Here is a 21,981-nt window from a genome sequence, read left to right as displayed (position 1 = left end):
CGAAAGGGATGCCACCTCTGCTCAGCTGTCGGGCGATGGAGGGAAAAGCCAACAATCAAGGCGATCGGTCACGGCGGCGGGCAGATCCCATACCTCCGACGATCCCGATGGGATCAGGGCTGGCACCCGAGCCCGCGCTGCGCCGAGGCCTCTCGATATCCACCACGCCACAGGAGCAACGCATGGGACGAGTCCTAGTTACAGGTGGCGCGGGCTTCATCGGCGCCAATCTTTGCGCGTCGCTGCTGGCCGAGGGTCACGAGGTGACCTGCCTCGACAATTTCTCCACCTCGACGCGAGACAAGATCGCGCATCTGGAGCGGCATTCGCGTTTCCAGCTCCTCATCGGTGACGTCCGGAATCCCATCCGGGTCGATGCCGACCGCATCTACAATCTCGCGTGTCCCGCCTCGCCGCCGAAATACCAGGCCGACCCGGTCTACACGACCGAGACCTCCGTCCTCGGCGCGATCAACGTGCTGGAAATGGCGCGGCGCACCGGCGCGACGGTCCTGCAGGCTTCGACCAGCGAGATCTACGGGGAGCCCGCGATCTCGCCGCAGATCGAGGACTATCGCGGCAACGTCAACTCCTGGGGGCCGAGGGCCTGTTACGACGAAGGCAAGCGTTGCGCCGAAGCGCTCTTCTTCGACTATCGCCAGAAATACCGTGTCGATGTGCGCGTCGCGCGCATCTTCAACACCTATGGCCCGATGATGGAGCCGGACGACGGCCGCGTCGTCTCCAACCTCCTCGTCCAGGCGCTGAGGGGCGACGCCCTGACGATCTATGGCGACGGCAGCCAGACGCGTTCGTTCTGCTTCGTGGATGATCTCGTCGCGGGCCTGCGCCGGCTGATGGAACGCCCTGGCCTGCCGACGCCGGTTAATCTCGGCAATCCGGCGGAGATCACCATCCTCAGGATCGCTCAGGCCGTGTGCGGCGTCGTCGGGACGTCCCCGGAGATCCGCTTCGAGCCGCTGCCGGTCGACGATCCCACCCGGCGGCGCCCGGACATCGGGCTCGCCCGGCGGCATCTCGAATGGGAGCCGAAAGTATCTCTTGAAGAGGGTCTGCGCGCGACGGCCGAATACTTTCGGATGCGGCTGCTCCAGTCCGGGGCGCTCGTGGCGCCGCTCGCGGAAGCGGCGGAGTGACCGCGATGCCGTCGGATCTCGCTCTCGCCGGATCGGGTCCGGATCTGCATGGGGGTGCCAAGACCGACCGCTTCGATGTCCTCGGCACGCCCGTCAGCGCGACCGACATGGCAGCAGCGGTGGAAACGATCGAGTGCTGGGCCCGTTCGGGCGTGCGGACTTATGTCTGCATCACCGGTGTCCACGGCGTCCTCGAATGCCGCGACGACCCGGACCTGCTCGCGATCCACCGCGCGGCCGGGATGGTGACGCCGGACGGGATGCCTCTCGTCTGGACGGCGCGCTGGCGCGGGCTCGGCGGCGTCAGCCGTGTCTATGGCCCCGACCTGATGCGGGCGATCAGCGCGCGAGCGGCGCAAAACCACCTCCGCCACTTCTATTTCGGCGGCGTGGACGGCGTGGCCGAGCGGCTCGCGCGAAAACTCCGTTCGCTGGCTCCCGAGCTGCGGGTTGTCGGCACATTTGCGCCGCCGTTCCGCCCGATGTCGCCGGAGGAGGACGATGCCATTGTCCGGCAGATCAACGCCTGCAGGCCCGACATCCTCTGGGTCGGGTTGAGTACGCCGAAGCAGGAGCGCTGGATGCATGCGCACCGCCACCGCCTCGACGTTCCGGTTATGATAGGTGTCGGGGCCGCGTTCGACTTCCTGTCAGAGACGAAGCGGCAGGCACCGGTGTGGATGCAACGAAACGGCTTGGAATGGCTTTTTAGACTAACGACGGAGCCGCGACGCTTGTGGCGACGCTATTTCACGATTGTCCCACGATTCATTGCCTTGAGCATTATGGACGGACTTCGGCGATCGCTAACAAAGCCCGACTTATAAATTTCTCTTGATGAAAATGTTCACTAAAGTCCGATCGGGAACTTGAAACCGAATTTTTCTGTGCATACGCTCAGACCCGACCACAAGAACATCTGCCTGAAGGAAACCTGCACGAAGTCGGGTGTACCCAACCGCATCCGAAGCATACCCTTGATCGAAGATTCAGCTCGAACATGGCCCTTGCCTCTGGAGTATGACGATGTCGAACCGAATTGCCGTTGCCATTTCTGAGGTCAACGCGCTCTTGAGGGATGGGATCGCCTCGCTGCTGCGCGAGGACGACTACGTCGTCGTGGCAGCGGTCGCAGACAATGCGGCGGTCGACGCGCGAACCGCCGACGCGCCAGGTCAGATCCTGTTCCTTCTCGGGGAGGATGCGGCCCGCGGCGGGTTCGATCTCGAGACCGTCTCGCGCCTGCGGACACGCCATCCGCAGTGCTACATCGTCATGCTTGTGACCTCCTATTCGAACGAGCAGCGAAGCGCTGCGGAGGATGCGGGCGTGAACGGCGTCCTGGTGAAGTCGATCTCCCGGGAAGCGCTGCTGCGCGGCATTGATCTCATCGTGATGGGCGAGCAGGTCTTCTCGCCGACGACGCGGCGTTCGGTGGCGGAGGATGGGGCGGCGCCGGTCGGGGCGGGGGCCTGCGACACCCAGACGAAGCCGTCCGCACGTGCGCTCCCGGACCCCACGCTAGCCGGCGCTCGCGCCGGATCGCCGTCGGCCGCCGGCACGAGCGAGGCCGACCGGACCGCCGTCAAGCTTTTGCGCCGCGAGAACCTGTCCGCCCGGGAGATGGAAATCCTGAAGTGCCTGATCTCGGGCGACTCCAACAAGGTCATCGCGCGGCGCTGCAGCATCACGGAGTCGACCGTCAAGGTGCATCTCAAGGCGATCCTCCGGAAGATCCGCGTCGCCAATCGGACCCAGGCGGCGGTCTGGGCGATGAACAAGATGCGGGCCGAAGGGCGGGACGTTCCTGCCGCGCCGCCGGAACGTCCCGCCCTGGCCAATGCGGACACGCGCCGATCCAATGGCGCCCTGCCCCGCGGATTGGAACCCGCCTCCAACTGGCCGGATCCGATGCGTGACGACCTGTTGCCGCACGCCGTCGTTCGCCCGCTGCAGGCGGTCCGGATGGAGCACTGAGGCCGCAAGGCAGATGCGGTGGACGCAGCTCGACAGCCGGTCGGATGACGATGCCGAGCTGAGGCCGATGCCGCGAGTCCGATCCCCTCGACAGTCAGGGTACCATTAGCGATTGATCGCAATCGCCGAAGCCGGGGACCGCTTCTCATCGATCCGGCGATCCTGACCGCACGCGCAAGCCGTCCTGCGCCGGCGCCGTGCCGGTTGTCTCGATGGGCGCCCACGACCACAATCTTCCGCTGTCGCAGTCGGCCGATCGGATGTCGCTCTGCCGCTGCGGCTTCCGCCGGACGATCCATTGAAAGTAGTAGCTCCAGCGCTCGGCTTTGCTCCGGCCTGCGAGGTCGTATGGTCGCGTTACGATGAGCCCTGGCGGCTACGGCCGGATCGGCAACGCCGGCGTGAGCGACACGACAGCCGGCGGTGCGACATCGGTGCGATCCGCTCGGATCGGACCCGGCGACGATGACCACCCGGCGCGAGCGGAGGGCCGACATGGGGCCGCAGAACTTGATTGCAGACGATCGCGACATGGCCATCCAGTGGCTGCGCGCCCTGGCCGCGATCGAGGTCATGGTCTGGCATTCGGACCTGCTGACAAAGAAATTTTCCGAGTTCTCAATCCAGACGTCGAGCTACAGCTTTTTCGGCGGGATCGGCGTCGAGGTGTTCTTCGTCGTCTCGGGTTTCCTGATGGCGCTGATCACCGCCGGCAATCCGGCGCCCGGTCGGTTCGTGCGCGGTCGCATCACGCGCATCTACCCGCTCTACTGGTTCTTCACCTCACTCGTCGTCCTCGCCGCTTGGCTGAATCCGGCTTGGACCCTTGGCCAGAGGCTCGGACGCTCCTCCATCCTGGAGTCCTACCTGATCATCCCGCAGAGCCACTTCCCGACGTTGATGGTCGGCTGGACCCTGGAATATGAGGTGCTGTTCTACGCAGTCGTCGCGCTGGCGCTGGTCGTCGCGGCGGGGTGGCGGGAGACGGCGTGGCGCGGATGGGTAGCGCCCGTTCTGGCGGCTTGCGCGCTCGTCGGTGCGCTGATCCCGACCGACCTTCTCGATCATCCGATGCTCGACCATCTTCTCAGCCCCTACATGCTCGCCTTCGGGTTCGGCTGGTTCCTGAAGGCGCGTTTCGGTCTTTCGCAACCCAAGCGCCTGCTGAACGCGGGCACGATCGGCTTCGCCGCCGGGCTGTCGCTTGCCTTGGCGCGTGGCCACGACCACGATCTCGTGGTGCGCATCGCCATCGCCAGCGCTCTCGTCGCGTCGGCCGGTTCCCTGCGTCCGATCCTGACCCGCTCTGGCGCGTTAGGCCGGGCCGTCGCCTATGTCGGCGAGGCGTCGTACAGCGTCTACCTCTCGCACTGGTTCGTGCTGTCGATGCTCGGGAAGGTGCTCGGTCATCTCGGGCTCCCACCGTCGGCCGACCTGCCCGTCCGGATCGTCGGCTGCCTGTGCGCGATCGGCGTCGGGACGGCCTTCTTCACCTTCGTCGAATGGCCGCTCGACCGGAAGTTCCGGCGCCGACGCAGCGGCGAAATCCAGCGCCCTGCTTGGAAGGGGACGGCAGGACCGGCCGCCGAACTGCCGATCCGCCCCGAGCCAGCTCTGGCCCTGGAGCCGGCCGAGCGGTCATGACCGGCGTGGTCGGCTGAGGTCGGGGCGAACTCGGGAGCAAGCCGGCTACTCCTTCCGGATTGTTGAAGCCGGCGGGCGTGTCCCGAAGACTGCAGCGTGTCTCCTTCCCCGACGGCTGATCGATGGACATCTCGCACAGCGGCTGCGCCGACCTCTCGCCCCTCAACTCCGCCCGTCGCCGGCAGCCCACGGCCGGCTCCGCCGCGCGGAGCGCTCGTAGGCGCCATGCCCATCGCGGGGAGGAGGGCCGATGAGGCCTCTGCGCCTTCCAGCCGCGACCTGGACGCTGGTTGACCAGGGCGTCCTCAGCCTCGGCACGTTTCTGTTCAACATCGTCCTCGCCCGACATCTGCCGATGTCGATCTATGGCGGCTATGCCATGTTCATCGGCATCATCTCGCTGATGCAGGTGTTCTGCGGGGCGTTGATCTTCTATCCGCTGTCGGTGCGCGGCGCCATCGTCGGCGAGCTGGAACGACGGCGCCTGATCGCCACCGGGCTCCTTTTGACCGCTGTTCTCGGCACGCCGATCGCGGTGCTGCTGGCAGCGGTCACCGCGCGCTTCGTCCATGCCGGGCTGTTCTGGCCGGCCTTCCTGGCGCTCGCCGCCGGACAGCTGCAGGAGGCGCTGCGCCGCGGCCTCCTGTCGAATTTCCGGCACCGCGACGCCGTGCTCGGCGACATGGCGAGCTATCTCGGGCAGGTCGTGCTGGTCCTCGTGGTCGCGCGCTATTTCGGCCTCGACCTTGGCACTGCCCTCATCATGATGGCGCTGACCTCGCTCCTCGGTGCGGCGATCCAGTTCCTGCAGGTGCGGCCCGCCGGCGTCTCGCCGCTGCCGCTCGTCGCGACGTTCCGGGATTTCTGGTCCCTCGGGATCTGGTCGCTCAGCAGCAACCTGTTCCAGATCCTGCGGGGCCAGAGCCTGCCTTGGGTGCTGACCTTCGTCGCCGGCGCGGCGGCGGCAGGCCTGTTCCAAGCCGCCGCGAACATCGCCAACGTCATCAACCCCGTCCAAACCGGCGTCGCCAACGTCATTCCGCAGGCCGCCGCGCGCGCCCATGCGCAGGGCGAGCGCTCGGCGCTCAGCGCCTCCTGGCCGTTCATCGCCACCGGGCTCCCGATCATCGGCGCCTTCGTCGCCATCATGATCGTCATGCCAGGCGAGCTGCTCGCGCTTGCTTATCGCGCAAGGCTCGACGACGCGGCGATCCTGACGCCGATCCGGCTGATGGCCGCCTCATGCTTCTTCAGCTACGCCGCCGCCGCCGGGTGCGCGCATCTGCACGGCGTCAATGGCGGTCGGGCCGGCCTCGTCGCTGACGTCGCCTCCACGCTGGCCGTCCTCGCCTGCATCTATCCCGCGACCGTCTATTTCGGGATCACGGGCGCCTGTGCGATCGCGATGCTCGGAATGATCGTCCGCAGCGCCTTCATCGTCATCGCGATCGCCGCACGGATCCGGCCGGAGATCGAGGGCGCGACACCCGCGATCGGCGAGCCGGTCACCGGCAAGCCGTAAGACCCGATGAACCCCTCCGCATCTAAGGACAACGAGCCATGATCATCACCGTCGTCACCCCAACGCTGAACGGAGCCGAATTCCTCGGCGCCTGCATCGCCTCGGTACAGCGGAACCGCCATCCGAGCTACGAGATCGACCACGTGATCGTCGATGCTGGCAGCACCGATGCGACGATCGACATCGCCCGGGCGAATGGCCTTCGCATCATCCAGGGCAAGGACAAGGGGATCTTCGACGCGATCAACAAGGGCTCGTTCAATTCGCAGGGCGACCTGCTCGGCTTCCTCGGCTCGGACGACATCATGCTCGACGGCGCGCTCGAGGCGATCGCCGGCGCGTATCGCCGCAGCGGCCGCGGCTGGATCGTCGGCGGCATCCGCTGGATCGACCAGCGCGGCGACAGCCTCGGCGAGCTCGCGGCCCCCCCAGCATGGATGTCGGCACGGATGCAGGCCTGTCTCGGCTGGAACCCGATCATGCACATGTCGACCTACTTCTCGCGCGACCTCTTCATGCGGCTCGGCGGCTTCAACATCGACTACAAGGACGCCGGCGACTACGAGCTCTTCGCACGAGCCCTGGCGCAGGAACCCTATGCGCGCGTCGCCGCCCCGCTCACCTGTTTCCGGCGCACCGGCATCAACAACAGCGTCGTCAATGCCAGCCGCGCGAGGCGCGAGGCGCAGCAGGTGCTGGAGGCCTTCGGGCCCGGCTCGAACTGGGAGCGGCTGTTCTGGAAGCAGCTCCTCAAGGGCTGGTTCAACCTGCGCAATCCGGGCTGGATGGCGCACAAGATGCAGCGCGCCGTCCAAACGCGGTTCAACCCGGCAGCGCAGAGCTATTTCTGAGCGAGGTCCGACCGGCCGACACACATCCATCATAGGGTGGCAGGAGATCAGGCGAAATCCTCCCGCTGACGCGCCGAGACCGCTGGAATCCTGGACCGGTCCGGCATGCCGATCGGAAGCGGACGCCGGCATGGACGCGAGGCACATCCTCTATCGGCTGCAGGAGCGGATGGTTGCGACGGTGCTTGAGGGCGGCTGTCGCACGATTGGGCGGCAGAGTGATCCAGGACCGCCATGAGCACGGCGGCAAGTCGCACCGACGCCGCTGGGCGAGGGCGCTGCTCCAACCGGCAGATGCGTCAGCTGATCCGCGAGGTGCCGTCGTTCGGGACATTCGTAGAGTGCCCGATGCCCCGGTGTCAGCAGGCCGATGACGGCGCTCTTCAGCATCGCGATCGGCAAGGGGCGGAGCAGCCTCGACGCCTGGAGAACGGAGCGATGAACGGGGTTCTGATGGATAAAGTAGATCTTGTGGCCGTCGCGCACCCGTTCCTCGATGTTCGCGAGAACCCGAGCCAGGATTTCCGCGTCGAAGGGGTTGAACAGGAAGATGACGCAGTCTTCGTACGGTAGCTCGAAGTCGATCGCGTTCTGGTTGACGATGTGGCCGTTGTCGCACCGCGCCTTGCCGAAGCGTATCACGGCCGCGGCGTTCCGCTCGGCCTGCTGCGCCAGCATTGGCGACAGTTCCACTCCGACCACCCGGCGAAAGGCGCAGCGCGCGGCGATGCAGAGTGGACGCCCCATGCCGCAGCCGATGTCGATGAAGGTGAAGCGTTCCACGTCGATGGCGAGCGCTCGCAGCAAAAGCCACAGGTTCAGGCCGCTGGTCGCCTGATAGCCGTTGTTGGCGGCACTGCCGCCCTCGGCCGAAGCCGAGGTGCTCCGGCGCGATCCGGCCCGTCATGTCGCTGCCAAGAGCGGCGTCCAGGCGGCGATCCAGCCGGGAGACGACGATGCGCTGCGCCGCCGTGGCGATCAGCAGTCGGGCCGTTTCCGCCCCGCTGCGCTGCTTCATCGAGGTGAGCAGCCGGACCGGAGCCACGCGGCGCGACGCGGGAATTCCAGACATCCGGGAGAGTCGATCTCGCTGGCGGGTGGGGAAGCCGAGGAACTTTGCCACGCAGCGTCAGGCCCTTCCAAAAGGGCCGGGGTGGTACGTCCAGTTTGATACGCGCCGCTCGGCGTCCGGTTCACCTGTGAAGTACAGCTTCGCCGTTCAGGCGGGGACGACGGTTCGGCCTGTCACGGGGCGCGGCGAGCCCCCCGTTGCCACCCGTTGGCACTCGTCGCGTCGGCCGCCTCTGCGGCCGGCGTCAGCGGGGGAGGCAATCCGCCGGCTGCGGCGCGTTCTTCCGGTTCGACTGTCGCCAGGCCGGCAAGGCATGTGGACATGCGGCGGGCGAGCGCGGTCTCGGAGCACTTCTCCTCCCACCACTGCAGCGATCGATGGTGGAGGTCGTCGATCAGCGCCGGGCTGCCGCGCAGTTTCGCCGCAACTTCGTGCAGCCGCCGCCAGTCCTCGATCTGGATCGCCGGGCATCCCTGGTAGAACCAGTGTCCCGGCAGGCGGTCGCAGAGCACGACGCAGCCCTGCCGCATCCCCTCGAAGAACCGGTAGGTCTCGCTCGACGAGCCCCGCGGGGCGAGGCAGATGCGCGTGTCGGCCAGGATCTGCGAATAGCGCACCCCGTCGGACAGGATGCTCTGCATGAAGGAGGCCGTTTCGCAGTGGACGATGTCGGGCTGGGTTGCCGCGAGCCGCTTCAGCGCCGCGGTCATCGTCGACCGGGCCACCGCCTTCGGCGTGCCGATCCACCGCTTCGGCGAGAAGGGGCCGTAGCGCTCTTGTTCCACGCTGCCGACGAAGGACATGAAATAGGGCCGCTCGGACGGCGGCCTGATCGGCTGGGCGATCTGCCGCGCATAGCCGAGCGGGACGACCTCGCACCGGGTCGACGGCAGGCGGATGCCGTTCTGCCCGACATAGACGCCGATATGGTAGAGCCAGTTCGCCAGGTCGCGCACGGCCTTCGACAGCGTGGCGGGATGCCGGAAGCAGGCGCGCCAGTCGATGCAGGGACGGAAGCCGTAGGCCTTGAAGACATAGGCGACGCGATCGACGTAGCGGGGAATGGCGCCGTATTCGTCCTGCAGGATCAGCACGATCACCCTGTCGCCGTAGGACGGCAGGTCCGGGATGAACTGGTAGTTCCAGACGATATACACCGTCCAGTCGTCGAAGCCGTGCAGGTCTTCGAGGATGTTGAAGCAGTTCGCATAGTATTCGAGGAAGGTGTCGGGAAAGGGATCCCTATAGGCCCGCAGATCCAGTTCGACCGGTTCGCGGTCGATCGTGAGGAGGACATATCTCACGCGGCTTCTAACGGTGGTCATACCAGGAGGATCCCGCGGCACAGGTGGCGGCAACCGTAGCCGCCCGGGCACGGCGCCTCCACCGACACCAAAGGATTACCGCCGGAGCGAGGGGCGCAGGCGTCGCTCGCGGGAAGCCGGCGCATTCGCTGTCGGTCCCGCCGGCGCGATACGGCGCGGGAAGCCCCGCCTGGACTTTCGCGGAATCGGCGAGGCACTGAGATCGCCCGGCGACGTCTCGGCCGGCGGCACCTGCGGCGCGCCACCTCCTAGGCGCCGGCGGCGGCCGTCGAGCCTGTCGCTTCCGCGTCCATCCCCGGCAGGGACCGGGGTGCGTCTGCGGCGGCGCCCCGGCCAAGCGCCGCGTAGTCGTAGCCGAGGCCGGTGATCGCATCGCCATCCAGGAGGTTGCGCAGGTCGACGACGAGCGGGCGCGGCATCCTCGCCCCGAGCGCCCGCCAGTCGATCTCGCGGAAGTCCTTCCACTCTGTCGCGACAACGACCGCATCCGCGCCCCTGATTGCTTCCTCCGCCGAGCCGGCGTAGGCGACGTCGGGGAAGAGCTGTGCCGCATTGGCGATCGCGGCGGGATCGTAGGCGACGATCCGCGCCCCGGCCGCCTGCAGGAGGGCGAGGAGGGTGAGGGCGGGCGCTTCGCGAACGTCGTCGGTGCCGGCCTTGAAGCTGAGGCCGAGCAGCGCGATACGGGCATTTTGAACGTCGCCGCCCATGAGGTCGATTACCTTGCGGGCCATCGCGCGCTTCTGTTCCACGTTGGACGCGATGACCGCCTCGGCGATCAGCATCGGGCTGTTGCGTTCGCTCGCCAACCCGACCAGCGCCCGCAGGTCCTTCGGAAAGCACGAGCCGCCGAAGCCCGGGCCGGCCTTGAGGCTGTGGGCACCGATGCGGTGATCCATCCCGATGCCGCGCGACAACTCCTCGACATCCGCGCCGAGCGTCTCGCACAGCCGGGCGAACTCGTTGATGAGGCCGATCTTCGTCGCCAGGAAGATGTTCGAGGCGTATTTGATCATCTCGGAGGTTTCGATCGCCGACACCTCCAGAAGCGCGTAGCCGTTGGCGGTCAGCGGTGCGTAGAGCCGTCGCATCGCCATCAGCGCGCGCGAGGAGGTGCAGCCGACGACGATGCGGTCGGGCTGCATGAAGTCCGTGATCGCGCAGCCCTCGCGCAGGAATTCCGGGTTCGACACGACAGCGAAGCGGCTCGCAGGGAGGTGCCGCTCGACCAGCGCCTGGACGCGCCGGCAGGTGCCGACCGGGACGGTCGACTTCACGACGAGAATCAGGAATCCGTCGGAGCGCGCCTCGCTGCGCAGCACGGCCGCTTCCTGCGCGGCGGCGAGAAGGGCAGTCAGGTCGGCTGATCCGTCCTCGCCGGTCGGCGTTCCGACCGCGATGAACAGCGCCAGTTCCTCGGCGCCGATCGCCAGCCGCAGGTCGCTGGTGAATCCGAGGCGTCCGGCTGCGACGTTGGAGCGGACGACCTTTTCGAGTCCGGGCTCGTAGATCGGAATCTCGCCGGCGAGCAGCGTATCGATCTTGCGCCGGTCGGTATCGACGCAGGTGACGTCATGACCGAGGTCGGCGAGGCAGGCGCCGGTAACGAGACCGACATAGCCGGTTCCGACGACACATACATTCATCATGCTCTCTCTCCGCAGTTGACGGACCTTTGCCGGGCAGTGTGTGCGGTGGGTTGCGCGGCCCGAGATCTTGGAAGTTCGGTGTTCGGGAGCAGGCGTGGGCGTCAGCGCGCGCCACGCGCGGCAAGGACCGCCGGTAGCGTGTGGACGAGGATCCACAGGTCGAGCCAGATCGACCAGTTGCGGATGTAGTAGGTGTCGCAGCGCTTCTGCGCCGCAAGATCGGCGTCGCTGCGCTCGGTGATCTGCCAGAGCCCGGAGATGCCGGGGATGACGCTTGCCCTGAGGCTCTGGAAGTCCGGGTCGAAGCCGGCGAGGTGATAGGCGGGGAACGGGCGCGGCCCGACGAGGCTCATGTCGCCGCGCAGGACGTTGAAGAGCTGCGGCAGCTCGTCGAGGCTGGAGCGGCGGATGAAGGCGCCGACGACCGGCAGGATGCGGGGGTCGCGCGCCAGCTTGAAGAAGCGCTCCCATTCGGCCCTCGCCGCCGGATCCTCCGCCAGATGCTGGGCAAGGCGGACTTCCGCGTCGCGGTACATCGACCGCAGTTTCCAGACACGGAACGGCCGGCCGCGATGGCCGGTACGTGTCTGCGCGTAGAAGGGATTGCCGCCATCCACGCAGAGGATCGCGGCGGCGCAGACCGCGACGAGGGGCAGGGCGACCAGCGCCAGAGGCAGGGCCAGGGCGACGTCGAAGACCCGTTTCAGCCTGAGATTGGATTCGACCAGCAGGCTGCGCCGGACCTCGATACCGAACGCATTGCCGATCGCGCGTGGCTGCAGCCAGAGTGTTTGGAACGAGCCGACATCCTTGAGGATGATGACGCTCGGCACGTCGAGCAGCGAGGCGATCCGCATGTCCTCTTGCTGGTCGCCGGTCGAGATCAGAAGCGCGCAATCGACTCCCCCGAGACGCCGTAGCGCGGTGAGCGTCGCCGGCGGCGTTGCATGGTCTGCGGCCACCCAATCGGAAGGGCGGAAAGTCGCGACGGCGCGGTAACCGCCGTTCGGCGAGGCATTCAGGGTCGCCGCGAGCGCCTGCGTGTCCCCGTCCGTGCCGACGAGGATCACCGGTTCGCGCCATAGCCCCAGCCGTACAAGGACCCGTCGTGCGACCGCAGCGGCGATCGTTTCGAACGTGACCTCGGCGAGGACCAGGAGGAAGCCACTCGCAACTGCAGCCGCAAGAGGCAGGCGGGGGGCGACGGCGATCGCGATGCAGGTGGCGAAGATGCAGGCGGCGAGCACCCGGTCGCGGAACCGCTCGACAGGATTGGTGCGGCCCCCGTCGTAGAAGCCGAGAAGCTGATGCAGGCAGACGAGGAGAACCGCCGCTCCGGCAATGAATGGGCCCGGCTGATCGAACGCGCGGACACCGATCGCGCCGCCTGCCGCGTGGAGCAGGAACGCGGCAAACGCCGCGCTCGCCGCATCGGCTGCAGCGAGCGCGGCTGCAACCTTCTGCCGACGCCAGCGCTGACCGCTTGCTGCAACCTTTGCCAGGCTCGCAGCCGCATCCGACCGAAGCGCAGCCTCGACCGCAGCGCCAGGGGTCGCAAGATCCACATTGGTCATTGCACAGCTCCGCTGCCGAGACGCGGCAGGCGAGGGCCCGCCTGCCGGTCTGCGCTACTTCAGGAGACGCTGTCGGAGCCGATCAGCGGTTCGGCGCGGCGACCGCAGCAATGGTGCCCGCCGTGCCCGCACCCGGACGCCGCTCGGAGACCTGGCCGGAGATCCAGCTGTAGGTCGGGACGATCCCCTGGCGCAGGTGGATCGCCGGTTCCCAGCCGAGCACCTGGCGCAGGCGGGAATTGTCGCTGTTGCGGCCGCGCACGCCCTGCGGCTTGGAGGTGTCGTGGCGCTTGCCGATCGTCTTGCCGGACGCCTCGGCGACGATGTCGACGAGTTCGTCGATGGTCACAAGTTCATCGGTGCCGAGATTCAGCGGCTCGCGATGATCGGACTGCATGATGCGGATGATGCCCTCGACGCAGTCGTCGATGTACATGAAGGAACGCGTCTGCTTGCCGTCGCCCCAGATCTCGATCGCGTCGCCGTCGCGGGCCATCGCGATCTTGCGCGAGATCGCCGCCGGCGCCTTCTCGCGTCCGCCGTCATAGGTGCCGAGGGGGCCGTAGACATTGTGGAAGCGCACGACGCGCGTTTCCATGCCGTAGTCCTCGGTGAAGTACTGGCAGAGCTTCTCGGTGTAGAGCTTCTCGAGACCGTAGCCTTCCTCGGGCTGTGCCGGGAAGGCGTCCTCCTCGCGCAGCGGCGTGACGTCGGGATCGTGCTGCAGGAACTGCGGATAGACGCAGGCGGAGGACGAATAGAGCAGCCGCTTGACACCCGCAGCCTGGGCGGCCGCGACCATGTTGACGTCCATCAGCGTGTTGTTGACGGTGATCTCGGCGTGCGACTGGCTGATATAGCCGATGCCGCCCATGTCGGCCGCGAGGTGATAGACCTCGTCCATGCCCTTCACCGCGGCATCGCAGTTGTCGCGGTCGCGTAGATCGACCTGCAGGAACTCGTCGGCTTTGGTCAGGCTGTATTCCGGCAGCTTGACGTCCGCACCGCGGACCCAGTGACCCATCTCCTTGAGGCGGCAGGCAAGGTGATGGGCAATAAAGCCGCCCGCGCCGGTCACCAGGATCTTCTTCTTCGGGCTGTGATTCAACATTGCGCTGGCCTTCCGTTGATGATGGCCAAACCTGCTACAGAACGACAGAATGGATAACGTCTGCAAAAGAGTTACTCTTTATCCTCGACAGCCTTCCCCCGGCGGCGTTCCTGGGCCCAATAAAACTCGTTAATACTTGTGACCTAGCGCCTTTTCGCTCGCAAAGACCACGAAGCTCCGCTTGCTCGGCCGCTCGTAGGGTCGGCTGCTGGGCGTCGCCGGCGCCGTCGACAGGGGGCGCTACCTCGAACGGGTTACTCCGAAAACCGAATCGAACATGGCGAGACGAAGGCGGGAATGCCCGGCTCCGCAACCCGTACGTGGTCGCGCAGAAGTAATGGCTCCTCGCCGGCCGCGTTCCAAGGAAGCACTAGGCCACCGGAATCAAACAAGAGATCCAGTGCAACCGCTGGATCGGCGGTCGGAGACACATCATCGTCCCATTCAGGCACAGAGTGGCTCATGTCCTTTTCACGAACACGAGAGACAAATGACAATCTCACCTGATTCGAACTTCGGGCCGACAACCAGCTCGATGCCAAGCGGCGCTATTGTGCTGCATGTCGGCGACAATTATCAGTCGATCATCGACAACGCGCCCAACGGCGCCACCTTCTGGTTCGAGGGCGGGGTCCACCATCTGACCCAAGCGCTCGATCCCAAGAACGGCCAGACCTTCCTCGGTGCACAGGGCGCCGTCCTCGACGGATCGCACGAGATCACCAGCTTTCAGCAGGAGGGCGGTCTGTTCGTCGCCAGCGGTCAAACGCAGGAAGGCGCCCGCGTCGCGACCGACGAGGGAGCCGACGGTGCCATGCGTGCCGGTTTTCCCGAGACCTTCTTCATCGACAACAAGCCGCTGACGCCGGTCGACAGTCTCGACAAGGTGCATTCCGGCACATTCTACTTCGACTATGCCGCCGACAAGATCTACTTCGCCGACAATCCGGCCGGGCATACGGTCGAGGCCGGCAATGCTTCGGCGGCGTTCGATTCCAACTCGACTGGCGTCACCGTCCAGAACCTCACCATCCAGAAGTTCGACGCGCCCACCCAGCACGGCGCGATTCAGGGCGGCGAGAACTGGACCGTGGCGAACAACGAGGTCCGTCTGAATTACGGCGTCGGCATCACCGTTCAGGGTGGCAGCACGATCAGCGGCAACGACGTTCACGACAACGGCGAGATGGGTCTCGGCGGCAACGGCGACAACATCACCGTCACCGGCAATGACATTCACGCGAACGGCGGCTGGTCCGGCATCGATCCGACCTGGGAAGGCGGCGGCGCGAAGTTTGCCCAAACCGACAATCTCGTCGTCCGCGACAACTACTCACACGACAACCACGGCCTCGGACTGTGGACCGACATCGACAACATCCACACGCTTTACGAGGGCAATCTCGTCGTCAACAACGACAATGGCGGCATCAGCCACGAAATTTCGTACGATGCGGTGATCCGCGACAACGTCGTCATGGGCAACGGCTCGGCGCTGGGCGGCAACTGGCTCTGGGGCTCGCAGATCCAGTTGCAGAACTCGCAGAACGTCGAGGTCTACGACAACAAGGTCGACATGTCCGGCGGGCTCAACGGCATCGGGCTGATCCAGCAGGATCGCGGCTCCGGCGCCTATGGCGAACACACCACAACCAACAACTACATCCACGACAACACCATCGTGTCGTCGAGCGGCAACGGCGCGACCGGGGGCGTCGCCGACTATAATGAAGCCGGCATGCTCAACGGCGGCAACGTCTTCGCCGACAACCACTACTACATGAACGACGGCGATCACTGGCGGTGGGGCGACTTTCCGGACGGCGACAACTTCGAGGCCTATCTGAAGGACTCCGGCGAGGGCCAAGGCTCGACGCTGAGCTCCAACATTCCGGACACGAGCACCTGGATCGACGGCGGCTCGACGGTGTCTCAGCCGTCCACGCCGAGCACGCCCTCGAGCCCCAGCACGCCGTCGACGCCGAGCACTCCTTCGGGGCCAAGCACGCCCGTCACGACGCCGGGCGACACGGGTACGGGCTCGACCCTGCCGCAGCCGACCGCGGCCTCGATCAACGGCCATGACGGCCATGACGACATCGACGGCACCGTCGGCAACGACACGATCTTCGGGCTCGGCGGCGACGACTTCCTGGAAGGCAAGGCGGGCCATGACCTTCTGAGCGGCGGAGCGGGTGCAGACACCTTCTTCTTCGATCAGGACGCCGGGAACGACAACATCCTGGACTTCCAGGCGAACGGCACCGCGCACGACAAGATCGCGCTGCCGGACAACGACTTCTCGTCGGTGAGCCAGATCCTCGCGGCCGCCCATACGGTCGGTTCCGACACGGTCATCTCCTACGGCGGCAACCAGCTGACGATCGACGGCGTGACGGCGGACCAGCTGCATGCCGATCACTTCATGATCGTCTGACCGATCGAGCCTGCCGGCCTGCCGCACTGGCCGGCAGGCTCGACCGCGCGCCCAACGGGGAGCGTCCCTCAAGCTTCGTCGGGCGCGCATTCTCGCATCGTATAGACCGCAGGCGGCTGAGCGCCCGCCCCGAGCGTCGAAAGTTGAACCGATGACGTCAAGTCCACTGGCGACCGCCATGCGGAGCATCCTGCCCGGCATGTGCGGCATCTTCGCCTTTTCGTTGATCGTGAACCTGCTGTTGCTGGTCCAGCCGATCTACATGCTGCAGGTCTACGACCGCGTGCTGTCCTCCGGCTCGCTCGACACGCTCCTGTACATATCGCTCATCGCTGTCGGCGCTTTGATCCTCCTCGGCATCCTCGATGCCGTGCGCGGCTTCATCGCCGCACGGCTGTCGATGCGGCTGACCGCCGTCCTCGGCGAGCGGGCGCTGCTGGCGTCCATGCAGGGGCCGCGTGCCTCGCTGGGCGACACCCAGCCGCTGCGCGACCTGGCGGTGCTGCGCTCCTTCATCGGCGGCAAGACGATCTTCGCCTATCTCGACCTGCCGTTCGCGCCGATCTTCATCGGCCTCCTCTATTTCGTCCACCCCGCGCTGTTCTTCCTGACGCTCGGCGGAGCGGCCGCGCTGGTGGCGCTCGCCTTCGTGAACCACGCCGTGACGACCCGGCTCGCCGAGCCGGCCAGCGCGCATGCGGCCGCAGCGATCCTCTCGGCGCAGTCCTTCGTGCGCAATGCCGAAAGCATCGGCGCAATGGGGATGACCGGCAGCGTCGCCAGGCGCTGGGGTCTCTGGGAGGCCGGCTCGCTGTCCGTCCAGGACCGCACGAACGGCTTTGCGGCCTTCTTCGCCGGCACCTCGCGAACCGTCCGGCTGGGTCTGCAGGTCGCGATCCTCGGGGTCGGCGGCTATCTGACGCTTTCCGGCGAGATGACCGCCGGCATGATCTTCGCCTCCTCGCTGATCTCCGGCCGGGGTCTGCAGCCGATCGACCAGGTCATCGCGGGCTGGCGGTCCCTGGCCGATGCGCGGGCATCCTGGGGACGGCTGGACGAGGCGTTGCGCTCCGTGTCCGGCCGCCGGTCGGGGACCGAACTGCCCGATCCGGCCGGCGATCTGCACATCGACAACCTAGTCGTTCTCGCCCCCGGAGGCGGCGCGCCGGATCCGCTCCTGAAGCGGATCGAGGCGCGGATTTCCGCCGGTCAATGCCTCGCGATCATCGGACCGTCGGGCGCCGGGAAGTCGACGCTGGCGCAGGCGATCGTGGGCAATCTGCGGGCGCGGTCCGGCGCGGTGCGGATCGACGGCTCCGACATCGACCACTGGGACCGGGAGATGCTCGGCCGCTTCGTCGGATACGTCCCGCAGGACTGCGAGATCCTGCCGGGCACGATCGCCGAGAACATCGGGCGCTTCGATCCCGAAGCCGAGGATCGCGCGGTCGTGCGGGCGGCGGAGCGGGCGCAGGTCCACGCTATGATCCAGAAGCTGCCGCTCGGTTACGACACGCTGATCGGACCGAGCGGCCTGAGGCTCTCCGGCGGCCAGCGCCAGCGCATTGCCCTGGCCCGCGCCTTCTACGGCGCGCCGCGCCTCCTGGTGCTCGACGAGCCGAACGCCAATCTCGATCGCGACGGCGAGGCGGCGCTGGAGGAGGCGGTGGCCCAGGCGAAGGCCGACGGCGTGACGGTGGTGATGATCACGCAGCGGATGGGAATCGTCGAAAAAGCTGATCTCGTGATGATCCTGCGCGAGGGTGCCGTCGAGGCTTTCGGCAAGACCGAGGACGTCCTGTCCCGTCTGCGCGACGACGCGGTGCGCCGCCGGGCGCAGCCCTTGCCGACGGTCGTCGCCGCAGGATCGCGGCGCGCTTCGTCCCGTCCGGCGTCGACCATTGAACAGGTGAGGGACGAGGTCGCGCGGCACTCCCTGATGGGAGGAGCGGCATGACGATGGCCTTCTTCGAACCCGCATTCCGCGCGATGCCGCTCCTGCGGCGGATCTTCGGCAGTGGACCGCCGGCAGGAGGCGCGGTGGTTATGCGCGGGGATAGCTGGACGGCGTCCATCCCGACGACCATCCGCCGCTCCACAATCCTCGGCGTGGGCGCGAGCACGGTCTTCGCCGCCTTCTTCGGCGTCTGGGGAACGACCGCCCCGATCGCCGGCGCGGCGGTCGCCTCGGGCGTCGTCGTCGCCGCCGGCCGGAATCAGAAAGTCCAGCATCTGGAGGGCGGCATCATCCGCAAGATTCTCGTGTCCGAGGGGGATCGGGTGAAGCGCGGCCAGATCCTCTTCGGGCTGGACGATACCGTCGCTCAGGCCCAGACAAGCGAGTTGAAGGCAAAGGTCATCGCTCTGAGAGCGCGTCTCGCCCGTCTTGTCGCCGAACGTGACGGAGCCGAGATGCTGGTCTTCCCCGACAGCCTCATCGCCGACGCGGAGCATTTGGGGCATGAGGACCGGCTGCGCGAGCAGCGTGCCGAGTTCGACAGCCGCAAGAAGCGGCTGGACCGCGAACGGGCAATCCTGGACCAGCAGATCAAGGCACTCGGCGACCAGGTGGACGGGCTGAAGTTTCAGAAGACCGCGCTCGAGGATCAGCTGAAGATCGTCCGCGACGAAGGCTCGCGCAAGGAAGAACTCCTGAAGAAGGGGCTGACCGATCGCTCTGAGTACTCCGCTCTCCTGCGCAGCGAGGCGGATCTCGTCGGCCAGATCGGCCAGACCGGCACGACGATCATGACGACGCACAGCCAGCAGCTCGAAGCGCAGGAGCAGTTGGCCCGCCTGTCGAACCAGCTGTCGGAGACCGCTGCCTCGGAGATCAACGACGTGAGAACCGACCTTTCCAGCACCCAGGAACAGCTTCGGGCGGCGGAAGATCGGCTGGCCCGCACGAAGGTGCGCTCGCCCACCGACGGCATCGTCGTCCAGGTCAGCTTCAACAGCGTCGGAAGCGTCATCGGAGCCGGTGAGGAACTGGCGGAAATCCTGCCCACCGGCGAGGATCTGCTCGTGGAAGCGCGGGTCGACCCCCGCGACATCGACACCGTTCGGATCGGCCAGGAGGCGACAATGCGCTTCAGCGCCCTGAACGCCCGCACGACGCCGAAACTGCCCGGCAAGATCACCTATGTCTCCGCCGACCGGCTGGTCGATCAGAAGACGCAGCGGGCCTATTACGTCGCCAAGGTGCAGATGGACAAGACGAAGGAGAGCAAGGCGATCGCGAGGGAGATCTACCCCGGAATGTCGGTCGAGACCTACATCAGGACCGGCGACCGGACCTTTGTGAATTACCTCTTCCGGCCGCTCCTCGACAGCATGAACCACGCATTCCGGGAGCACTGACGCGGTGCCGCATTCCGTCGCACGATCCGTGCGGCGGGGCGGCTCGTCCGAGCGAAATCAGTGGCGAGTCTTTCCGCAGGCGGGCCGATGGGGCCCGTCAGGCCGGGCTCCCGGCCGGCTTGTCCTCGGCCGGACCGACCGGCGCAGCCCCTTGCGCCAGCAGTTCCACCACCGGCCGGGAGCCCGCATGGGTCAGCTGCGTCTCCTCGAAGGCGCCGACGCGCGGGACGCGGGCGATGTTGCTGACGAGGATCAGCCCCTTCTTCTGGTGCGACATCAGGCTTGCGTAGATCAGCGCCTCGATCGCTCCAATATGCTCGCGCGGGGCTTCGGCCCAGGCAAACGACGTCGCGTCCAGAGCCCTCAGACACAGCTCGACTTCCGCAGCAAGGTTTGAGACGCGCGTCCAGAACTGGGTGACCGGGGAGTCCTTCGGGTGGCGGCTGCCGTTGTCCCGCCGGATATACGTGTTCAAGCCAAGCACAGCCTGGATGTGCGCACGGAAGCGGAAGCCGAGATTCGTGCTGGATCCGACGAAGACATCGGGCCCCCGGCTGATCTGCTGGATGACAAGGTAGACGCCGGTCCGATCGTCGGCCTTCGGGGCTTGCAGGCCCATGTCGGACAGGGGATACGGCCCCTGCCAGTCGAGATCGATCGCCGTCATCAGCCTGCCTATCCGCGCGGCGCCGGCAGGCGGCCCTTCCGCGGTCGTCCCACGGGGCCCGACAGGCTGCCGGCATCTTCGGCAGAGAAGGTGGCCCGTCGCGGCAAGGCGGACAACTAGCCGGACGGGCTAACTCGCCGGGTCGCCGGAACATCCCGCGCTGTCGGCGGCTCCATCCGGTCCGGCTTGCCGGCAGACAGGGTCCGAACGAAGCTGTCGGGCGGGATATCGGCGTGCCGCGCGCGGGTCTTCGTCGTGCTATAGGGCTGCGTCAGAGGCAAAGCCCGTGGTTATGCCAGCAAGGGACGGAGCACGTTGCAGCTGCGTCAGACCGCCGGTCCAAGATGCTCCCCTCGCGGAATCGATCGGCGCGCTTTCCAGCCGCCATCTCCGGAGCGTCGAGTCAAGCACGCTACTCCGGCGCATTGCTTCAGTCGCGGGAATGCTCCACGCGGTCAGCGATCATGTCGCGTACTGTCGTAACCCACCGCCGCGCTTCGCCTGCGACACCTGCGTCATCGAGGGCGCTGTTCAACATGCGCAGGATCGACAACGCCGTGGACAGCGGAATGGTGACCTGCGGCCCGTCGTCGATCTCGCCCGGAGTTGAGGTTCCGTGCAAAACCACCTGTTGCATCAAGAAATCGTACTCCTTCTCCCTATCTGCATCTGTAACGCGAGATCCTAACCTGTCAAGTTAATTTGCGACCACGCATGTTGGCAAACAACTCGTCTGCCGAACCGGACCTCCTCGCGATAGGGAAGGTGTACGGGCCATGCGGCGATTTGTCGGGGAGCAGTCGCCGCTTTTGGCGCGAAGGTTAATCCGACCGTTGCAGCAACCTCTGCGAGAGGTAGGTTATGTCTCGGCACCGGAGCCGTCGCTGTCGAGGGCGTGCCGGATCATCCGACGGACGTTCCGAAGTCGCTCCCGTGCATCATGCGGCAGGTCGGGGTGGTTGAGAGAGCGATCGAGCATGTCGATGATCGTGAGCAGATCGGCGCCTGATAAGGTGATGTCCCGCCCCGCGTCCGGTCGGCTGGCCGACATCGGGTATTGGCCGTCTTCGTCCATAGAACTTGCTCCGAGCATCAATGACATACGGCCGGCTGGTCTGCTCGCGACGATCGAGAACATGACCGTTCGCAGTTTGTCGAATTTGCGGCCGCGTCGGCAGCGTGTAGGCCGGAGCTCGCCGGGCTGCGGCTTGTCCCCCCCTGTCTGCTTGTATGCCGGGCAGGCGTGTCAGTCGATGTGGGAGAGGCTGGGGATCTGGGCGGGGCCGACGCGCCTTGCCGCGGACAGCAGGAGGCCGCGTCGGATTTCGATCTTGTACCTGCCGAGCGAGTCGACGCTCGCCTGGGAGACCCGAAAGGTTCCGCAGACGGGACAACCGATTGCCATCCCGTCGAACTCTTCTTCGAGAATCGACTGCGCGGTCTCTTCGCAGATCGGGCATTCGGCGGGACGTGCTGTCATGGCTGGACTCCTGTCTCCGATTGGCCGGCCGAGCGCACCGCTCCGCGGGCTTGAGCATGAACATGGACCGCAGCCGCGGCATCGATGTGCGCGGATGCGGCTGTCATCCTATCGGCGGGATGCCTGGGGCGGCCGGCTCATCGGGAGTAGCGACG

The 21,981-nt window shown here is 66.5% G+C and carries 18 protein-coding genes; 9 read left to right on the top strand and 9 right to left on the bottom strand.

The features are described from left to right. Positions 1-182: 182 nt before the first annotated feature. From AB5S17_RS05825 to AB5S17_RS05800, 6 genes are all read left to right on the top strand, one after another. Entirely contained in the window at positions 183-1,157 is a 975-nt protein-coding gene (locus AB5S17_RS05825) for a UDP-glucuronic acid decarboxylase family protein (protein ID WP_369237098.1), read from the top strand. A gap of 5 nt (positions 1,158-1,162) precedes the next feature. Then, on the top strand, positions 1,163-1,984 hold the full coding sequence (locus tag AB5S17_RS05820; RefSeq protein WP_369237096.1) for a WecB/TagA/CpsF family glycosyltransferase: 822 nt from the start codon (positions 1,163-1,165) through the stop codon (positions 1,982-1,984). 199 nt (positions 1,985-2,183) lie between these two features. Beyond that, a complete protein-coding gene (locus tag AB5S17_RS05815) occupies positions 2,184-3,134 on the top strand; it encodes a LuxR C-terminal-related transcriptional regulator (protein WP_369237094.1) in 951 nt (316 codons plus the stop codon). Positions 3,135-3,599: 465 nt separating this feature from the next. Beyond that, entirely contained in the window at positions 3,600-4,778 is a 1,179-nt protein-coding gene (locus AB5S17_RS05810) for an acyltransferase family protein (RefSeq protein ID WP_369237092.1), read from the top strand. 250 nt (positions 4,779-5,028) lie between these two features. Continuing rightward, positions 5,029-6,300: a lipopolysaccharide biosynthesis protein gene (locus tag AB5S17_RS05805; protein WP_369237090.1), complete on the top strand. Its 1,272-nt coding sequence runs from the start codon at positions 5,029-5,031 to the stop codon at positions 6,298-6,300. A 38-nt stretch (positions 6,301-6,338) separates the two neighbouring features. Further along, entirely contained in the window at positions 6,339-7,151 is an 813-nt protein-coding gene (locus tag AB5S17_RS05800) for a glycosyltransferase family 2 protein (protein ID WP_369237088.1), read from the top strand. 150 nt (positions 7,152-7,301) lie between these two features. Here AB5S17_RS05800 and AB5S17_RS05795 read toward each other — a convergent pair whose 3' ends face one another. The 5 genes from AB5S17_RS05795 to AB5S17_RS05775 form a co-directional block, all read right to left on the bottom strand. After that, positions 7,302-7,934, bottom strand: a complete 633-nt coding sequence (locus AB5S17_RS05795; RefSeq protein ID WP_369237086.1) for a class I SAM-dependent methyltransferase — start codon at positions 7,932-7,934, stop codon at positions 7,302-7,304. Between the two features lie 462 nt (positions 7,935-8,396). Then, positions 8,397-9,548 (bottom strand): hypothetical protein, encoded by a 1,152-nt coding sequence (locus AB5S17_RS05790; protein ID WP_369237084.1) that lies wholly within the window; start codon positions 9,546-9,548, stop codon positions 8,397-8,399. A 248-nt stretch (positions 9,549-9,796) separates the two neighbouring features. Beyond that, entirely contained in the window at positions 9,797-11,197 is a 1,401-nt protein-coding gene (locus AB5S17_RS05785) for a UDP-glucose/GDP-mannose dehydrogenase family protein (protein ID WP_369237082.1), read from the bottom strand. A gap of 101 nt (positions 11,198-11,298) precedes the next feature. Continuing rightward, on the bottom strand, positions 11,299-12,771 hold the full coding sequence (locus AB5S17_RS05780) for an exopolysaccharide biosynthesis polyprenyl glycosylphosphotransferase (RefSeq protein WP_369237080.1): 1,473 nt from the start codon (positions 12,769-12,771) through the stop codon (positions 11,299-11,301). An 82-nt stretch (positions 12,772-12,853) separates the two neighbouring features. Beyond that, entirely contained in the window at positions 12,854-13,882 is a 1,029-nt protein-coding gene (locus AB5S17_RS05775) for an NAD-dependent epimerase/dehydratase family protein (RefSeq protein WP_369237078.1), read from the bottom strand. A 490-nt stretch (positions 13,883-14,372) separates the two neighbouring features. Here AB5S17_RS05775 and AB5S17_RS05770 point away from each other — a divergent pair, with 490 nt between their 5' ends. The 3 genes from AB5S17_RS05770 (at position 14,373) to AB5S17_RS05760 (ending at position 19,679) form a co-directional block, all read left to right on the top strand. Next, entirely contained in the window at positions 14,373-16,319 is a 1,947-nt protein-coding gene (locus tag AB5S17_RS05770) for a right-handed parallel beta-helix repeat-containing protein (RefSeq protein ID WP_369237076.1), read from the top strand. Positions 16,320-16,470: 151 nt separating this feature from the next. Then, positions 16,471-18,276 (top strand): type I secretion system permease/ATPase, encoded by a 1,806-nt coding sequence (locus tag AB5S17_RS05765; RefSeq protein ID WP_369237074.1) that lies wholly within the window; start codon positions 16,471-16,473, stop codon positions 18,274-18,276. Then, on the top strand, positions 18,273-19,679 hold the full coding sequence (locus AB5S17_RS05760) for an HlyD family type I secretion periplasmic adaptor subunit (RefSeq protein ID WP_369237072.1): 1,407 nt from the start codon (positions 18,273-18,275) through the stop codon (positions 19,677-19,679). Before AB5S17_RS05765 ends, AB5S17_RS05760 begins: the two co-directional genes overlap by 4 nt. A gap of 97 nt (positions 19,680-19,776) precedes the next feature. Here AB5S17_RS05760 and AB5S17_RS05755 read toward each other — a convergent pair whose 3' ends face one another. The 4 genes from AB5S17_RS05755 to AB5S17_RS05740 all read right to left on the bottom strand — a co-directional run bounded on the left by AB5S17_RS05755 (position 19,777) and on the right by AB5S17_RS05740 (position 21,826). Then, the gene (locus AB5S17_RS05755) at positions 19,777-20,346 is read right to left on the bottom strand and encodes a hypothetical protein (RefSeq protein ID WP_369237070.1); all 570 of its coding nucleotides are present in this window, start codon (positions 20,344-20,346) and stop codon (positions 19,777-19,779) included. Positions 20,347-20,776: 430 nt separating this feature from the next. Beyond that, positions 20,777-20,986 carry a hypothetical protein gene (locus tag AB5S17_RS05750; RefSeq protein ID WP_369237068.1) on the bottom strand — a complete coding sequence of 70 codons (210 nt, stop codon included), beginning with the start codon at positions 20,984-20,986 and terminating at the stop codon, positions 20,777-20,779. A 219-nt stretch (positions 20,987-21,205) separates the two neighbouring features. Next, positions 21,206-21,421 carry a hypothetical protein gene (locus AB5S17_RS05745; protein ID WP_369237066.1) on the bottom strand — a complete coding sequence of 72 codons (216 nt, stop codon included), beginning with the start codon at positions 21,419-21,421 and terminating at the stop codon, positions 21,206-21,208. A gap of 171 nt (positions 21,422-21,592) precedes the next feature. Beyond that, complete coding sequence (locus AB5S17_RS05740; protein WP_369237064.1) at positions 21,593-21,826, bottom strand: hypothetical protein; 234 nt, start codon at positions 21,824-21,826, stop codon at positions 21,593-21,595. Positions 21,827-21,981 lie beyond the last annotated feature (155 nt).

This window comes from Jiella sp. M17.18, from assembly GCF_041027365.1.
Lineage (GTDB): Bacteria > Pseudomonadota > Alphaproteobacteria > Rhizobiales > Rhizobiaceae > VKMB-3413.
Note: the sequence above shows the minus strand (reverse complement) of the source record. Positions and strands in the feature narration are given on the sequence as shown.

Bases quoted from the DNA above. Each gene is read 5' to 3' on its own strand.
- AB5S17_RS05825 (WP_369237098.1), top strand. From the start codon at position 183: ATGGGACGAGTCCTAGTTACAGGTGGCGCGGGCTTCATCGGCGCCAAT.
- AB5S17_RS05820 (WP_369237096.1), top strand. From the start codon at position 1,163: ATGCCGTCGGATCTCGCTCTCGCCGGATCGGGTCCGGATCTGCATGGG.
- AB5S17_RS05815 (WP_369237094.1), top strand. From the start codon at position 2,184: ATGTCGAACCGAATTGCCGTTGCCATTTCTGAGGTCAACGCGCTCTTG.
- AB5S17_RS05810 (WP_369237092.1), top strand. From the start codon at position 3,600: ATGACCACCCGGCGCGAGCGGAGGGCCGACATGGGGCCGCAGAACTTG.
- AB5S17_RS05805 (WP_369237090.1), top strand. From the start codon at position 5,029: ATGAGGCCTCTGCGCCTTCCAGCCGCGACCTGGACGCTGGTTGACCAG.
- AB5S17_RS05800 (WP_369237088.1), top strand. From the start codon at position 6,339: ATGATCATCACCGTCGTCACCCCAACGCTGAACGGAGCCGAATTCCTC.
- AB5S17_RS05790 (WP_369237084.1), bottom strand. From the start codon at position 9,548: ATGACCACCGTTAGAAGCCGCGTGAGATATGTCCTCCTCACGATCGAC.
- AB5S17_RS05785 (WP_369237082.1), bottom strand. From the start codon at position 11,197: ATGATGAATGTATGTGTCGTCGGAACCGGCTATGTCGGTCTCGTTACC.
- AB5S17_RS05780 (WP_369237080.1), bottom strand. From the start codon at position 12,771: ATGACCAATGTGGATCTTGCGACCCCTGGCGCTGCGGTCGAGGCTGCG.
- AB5S17_RS05775 (WP_369237078.1), bottom strand. From the start codon at position 13,882: ATGTTGAATCACAGCCCGAAGAAGAAGATCCTGGTGACCGGCGCGGGC.
- AB5S17_RS05770 (WP_369237076.1), top strand. From the start codon at position 14,373: ATGACAATCTCACCTGATTCGAACTTCGGGCCGACAACCAGCTCGATG.
- AB5S17_RS05765 (WP_369237074.1), top strand. From the start codon at position 16,471: ATGACGTCAAGTCCACTGGCGACCGCCATGCGGAGCATCCTGCCCGGC.
- AB5S17_RS05760 (WP_369237072.1), top strand. From the start codon at position 18,273: ATGACGATGGCCTTCTTCGAACCCGCATTCCGCGCGATGCCGCTCCTG.
- AB5S17_RS05755 (WP_369237070.1), bottom strand. From the start codon at position 20,346: ATGACGGCGATCGATCTCGACTGGCAGGGGCCGTATCCCCTGTCCGAC.
- AB5S17_RS05745 (WP_369237066.1), bottom strand. From the start codon at position 21,421: ATGGACGAAGACGGCCAATACCCGATGTCGGCCAGCCGACCGGACGCG.
- AB5S17_RS05740 (WP_369237064.1), bottom strand. From the start codon at position 21,826: ATGACAGCACGTCCCGCCGAATGCCCGATCTGCGAAGAGACCGCGCAG.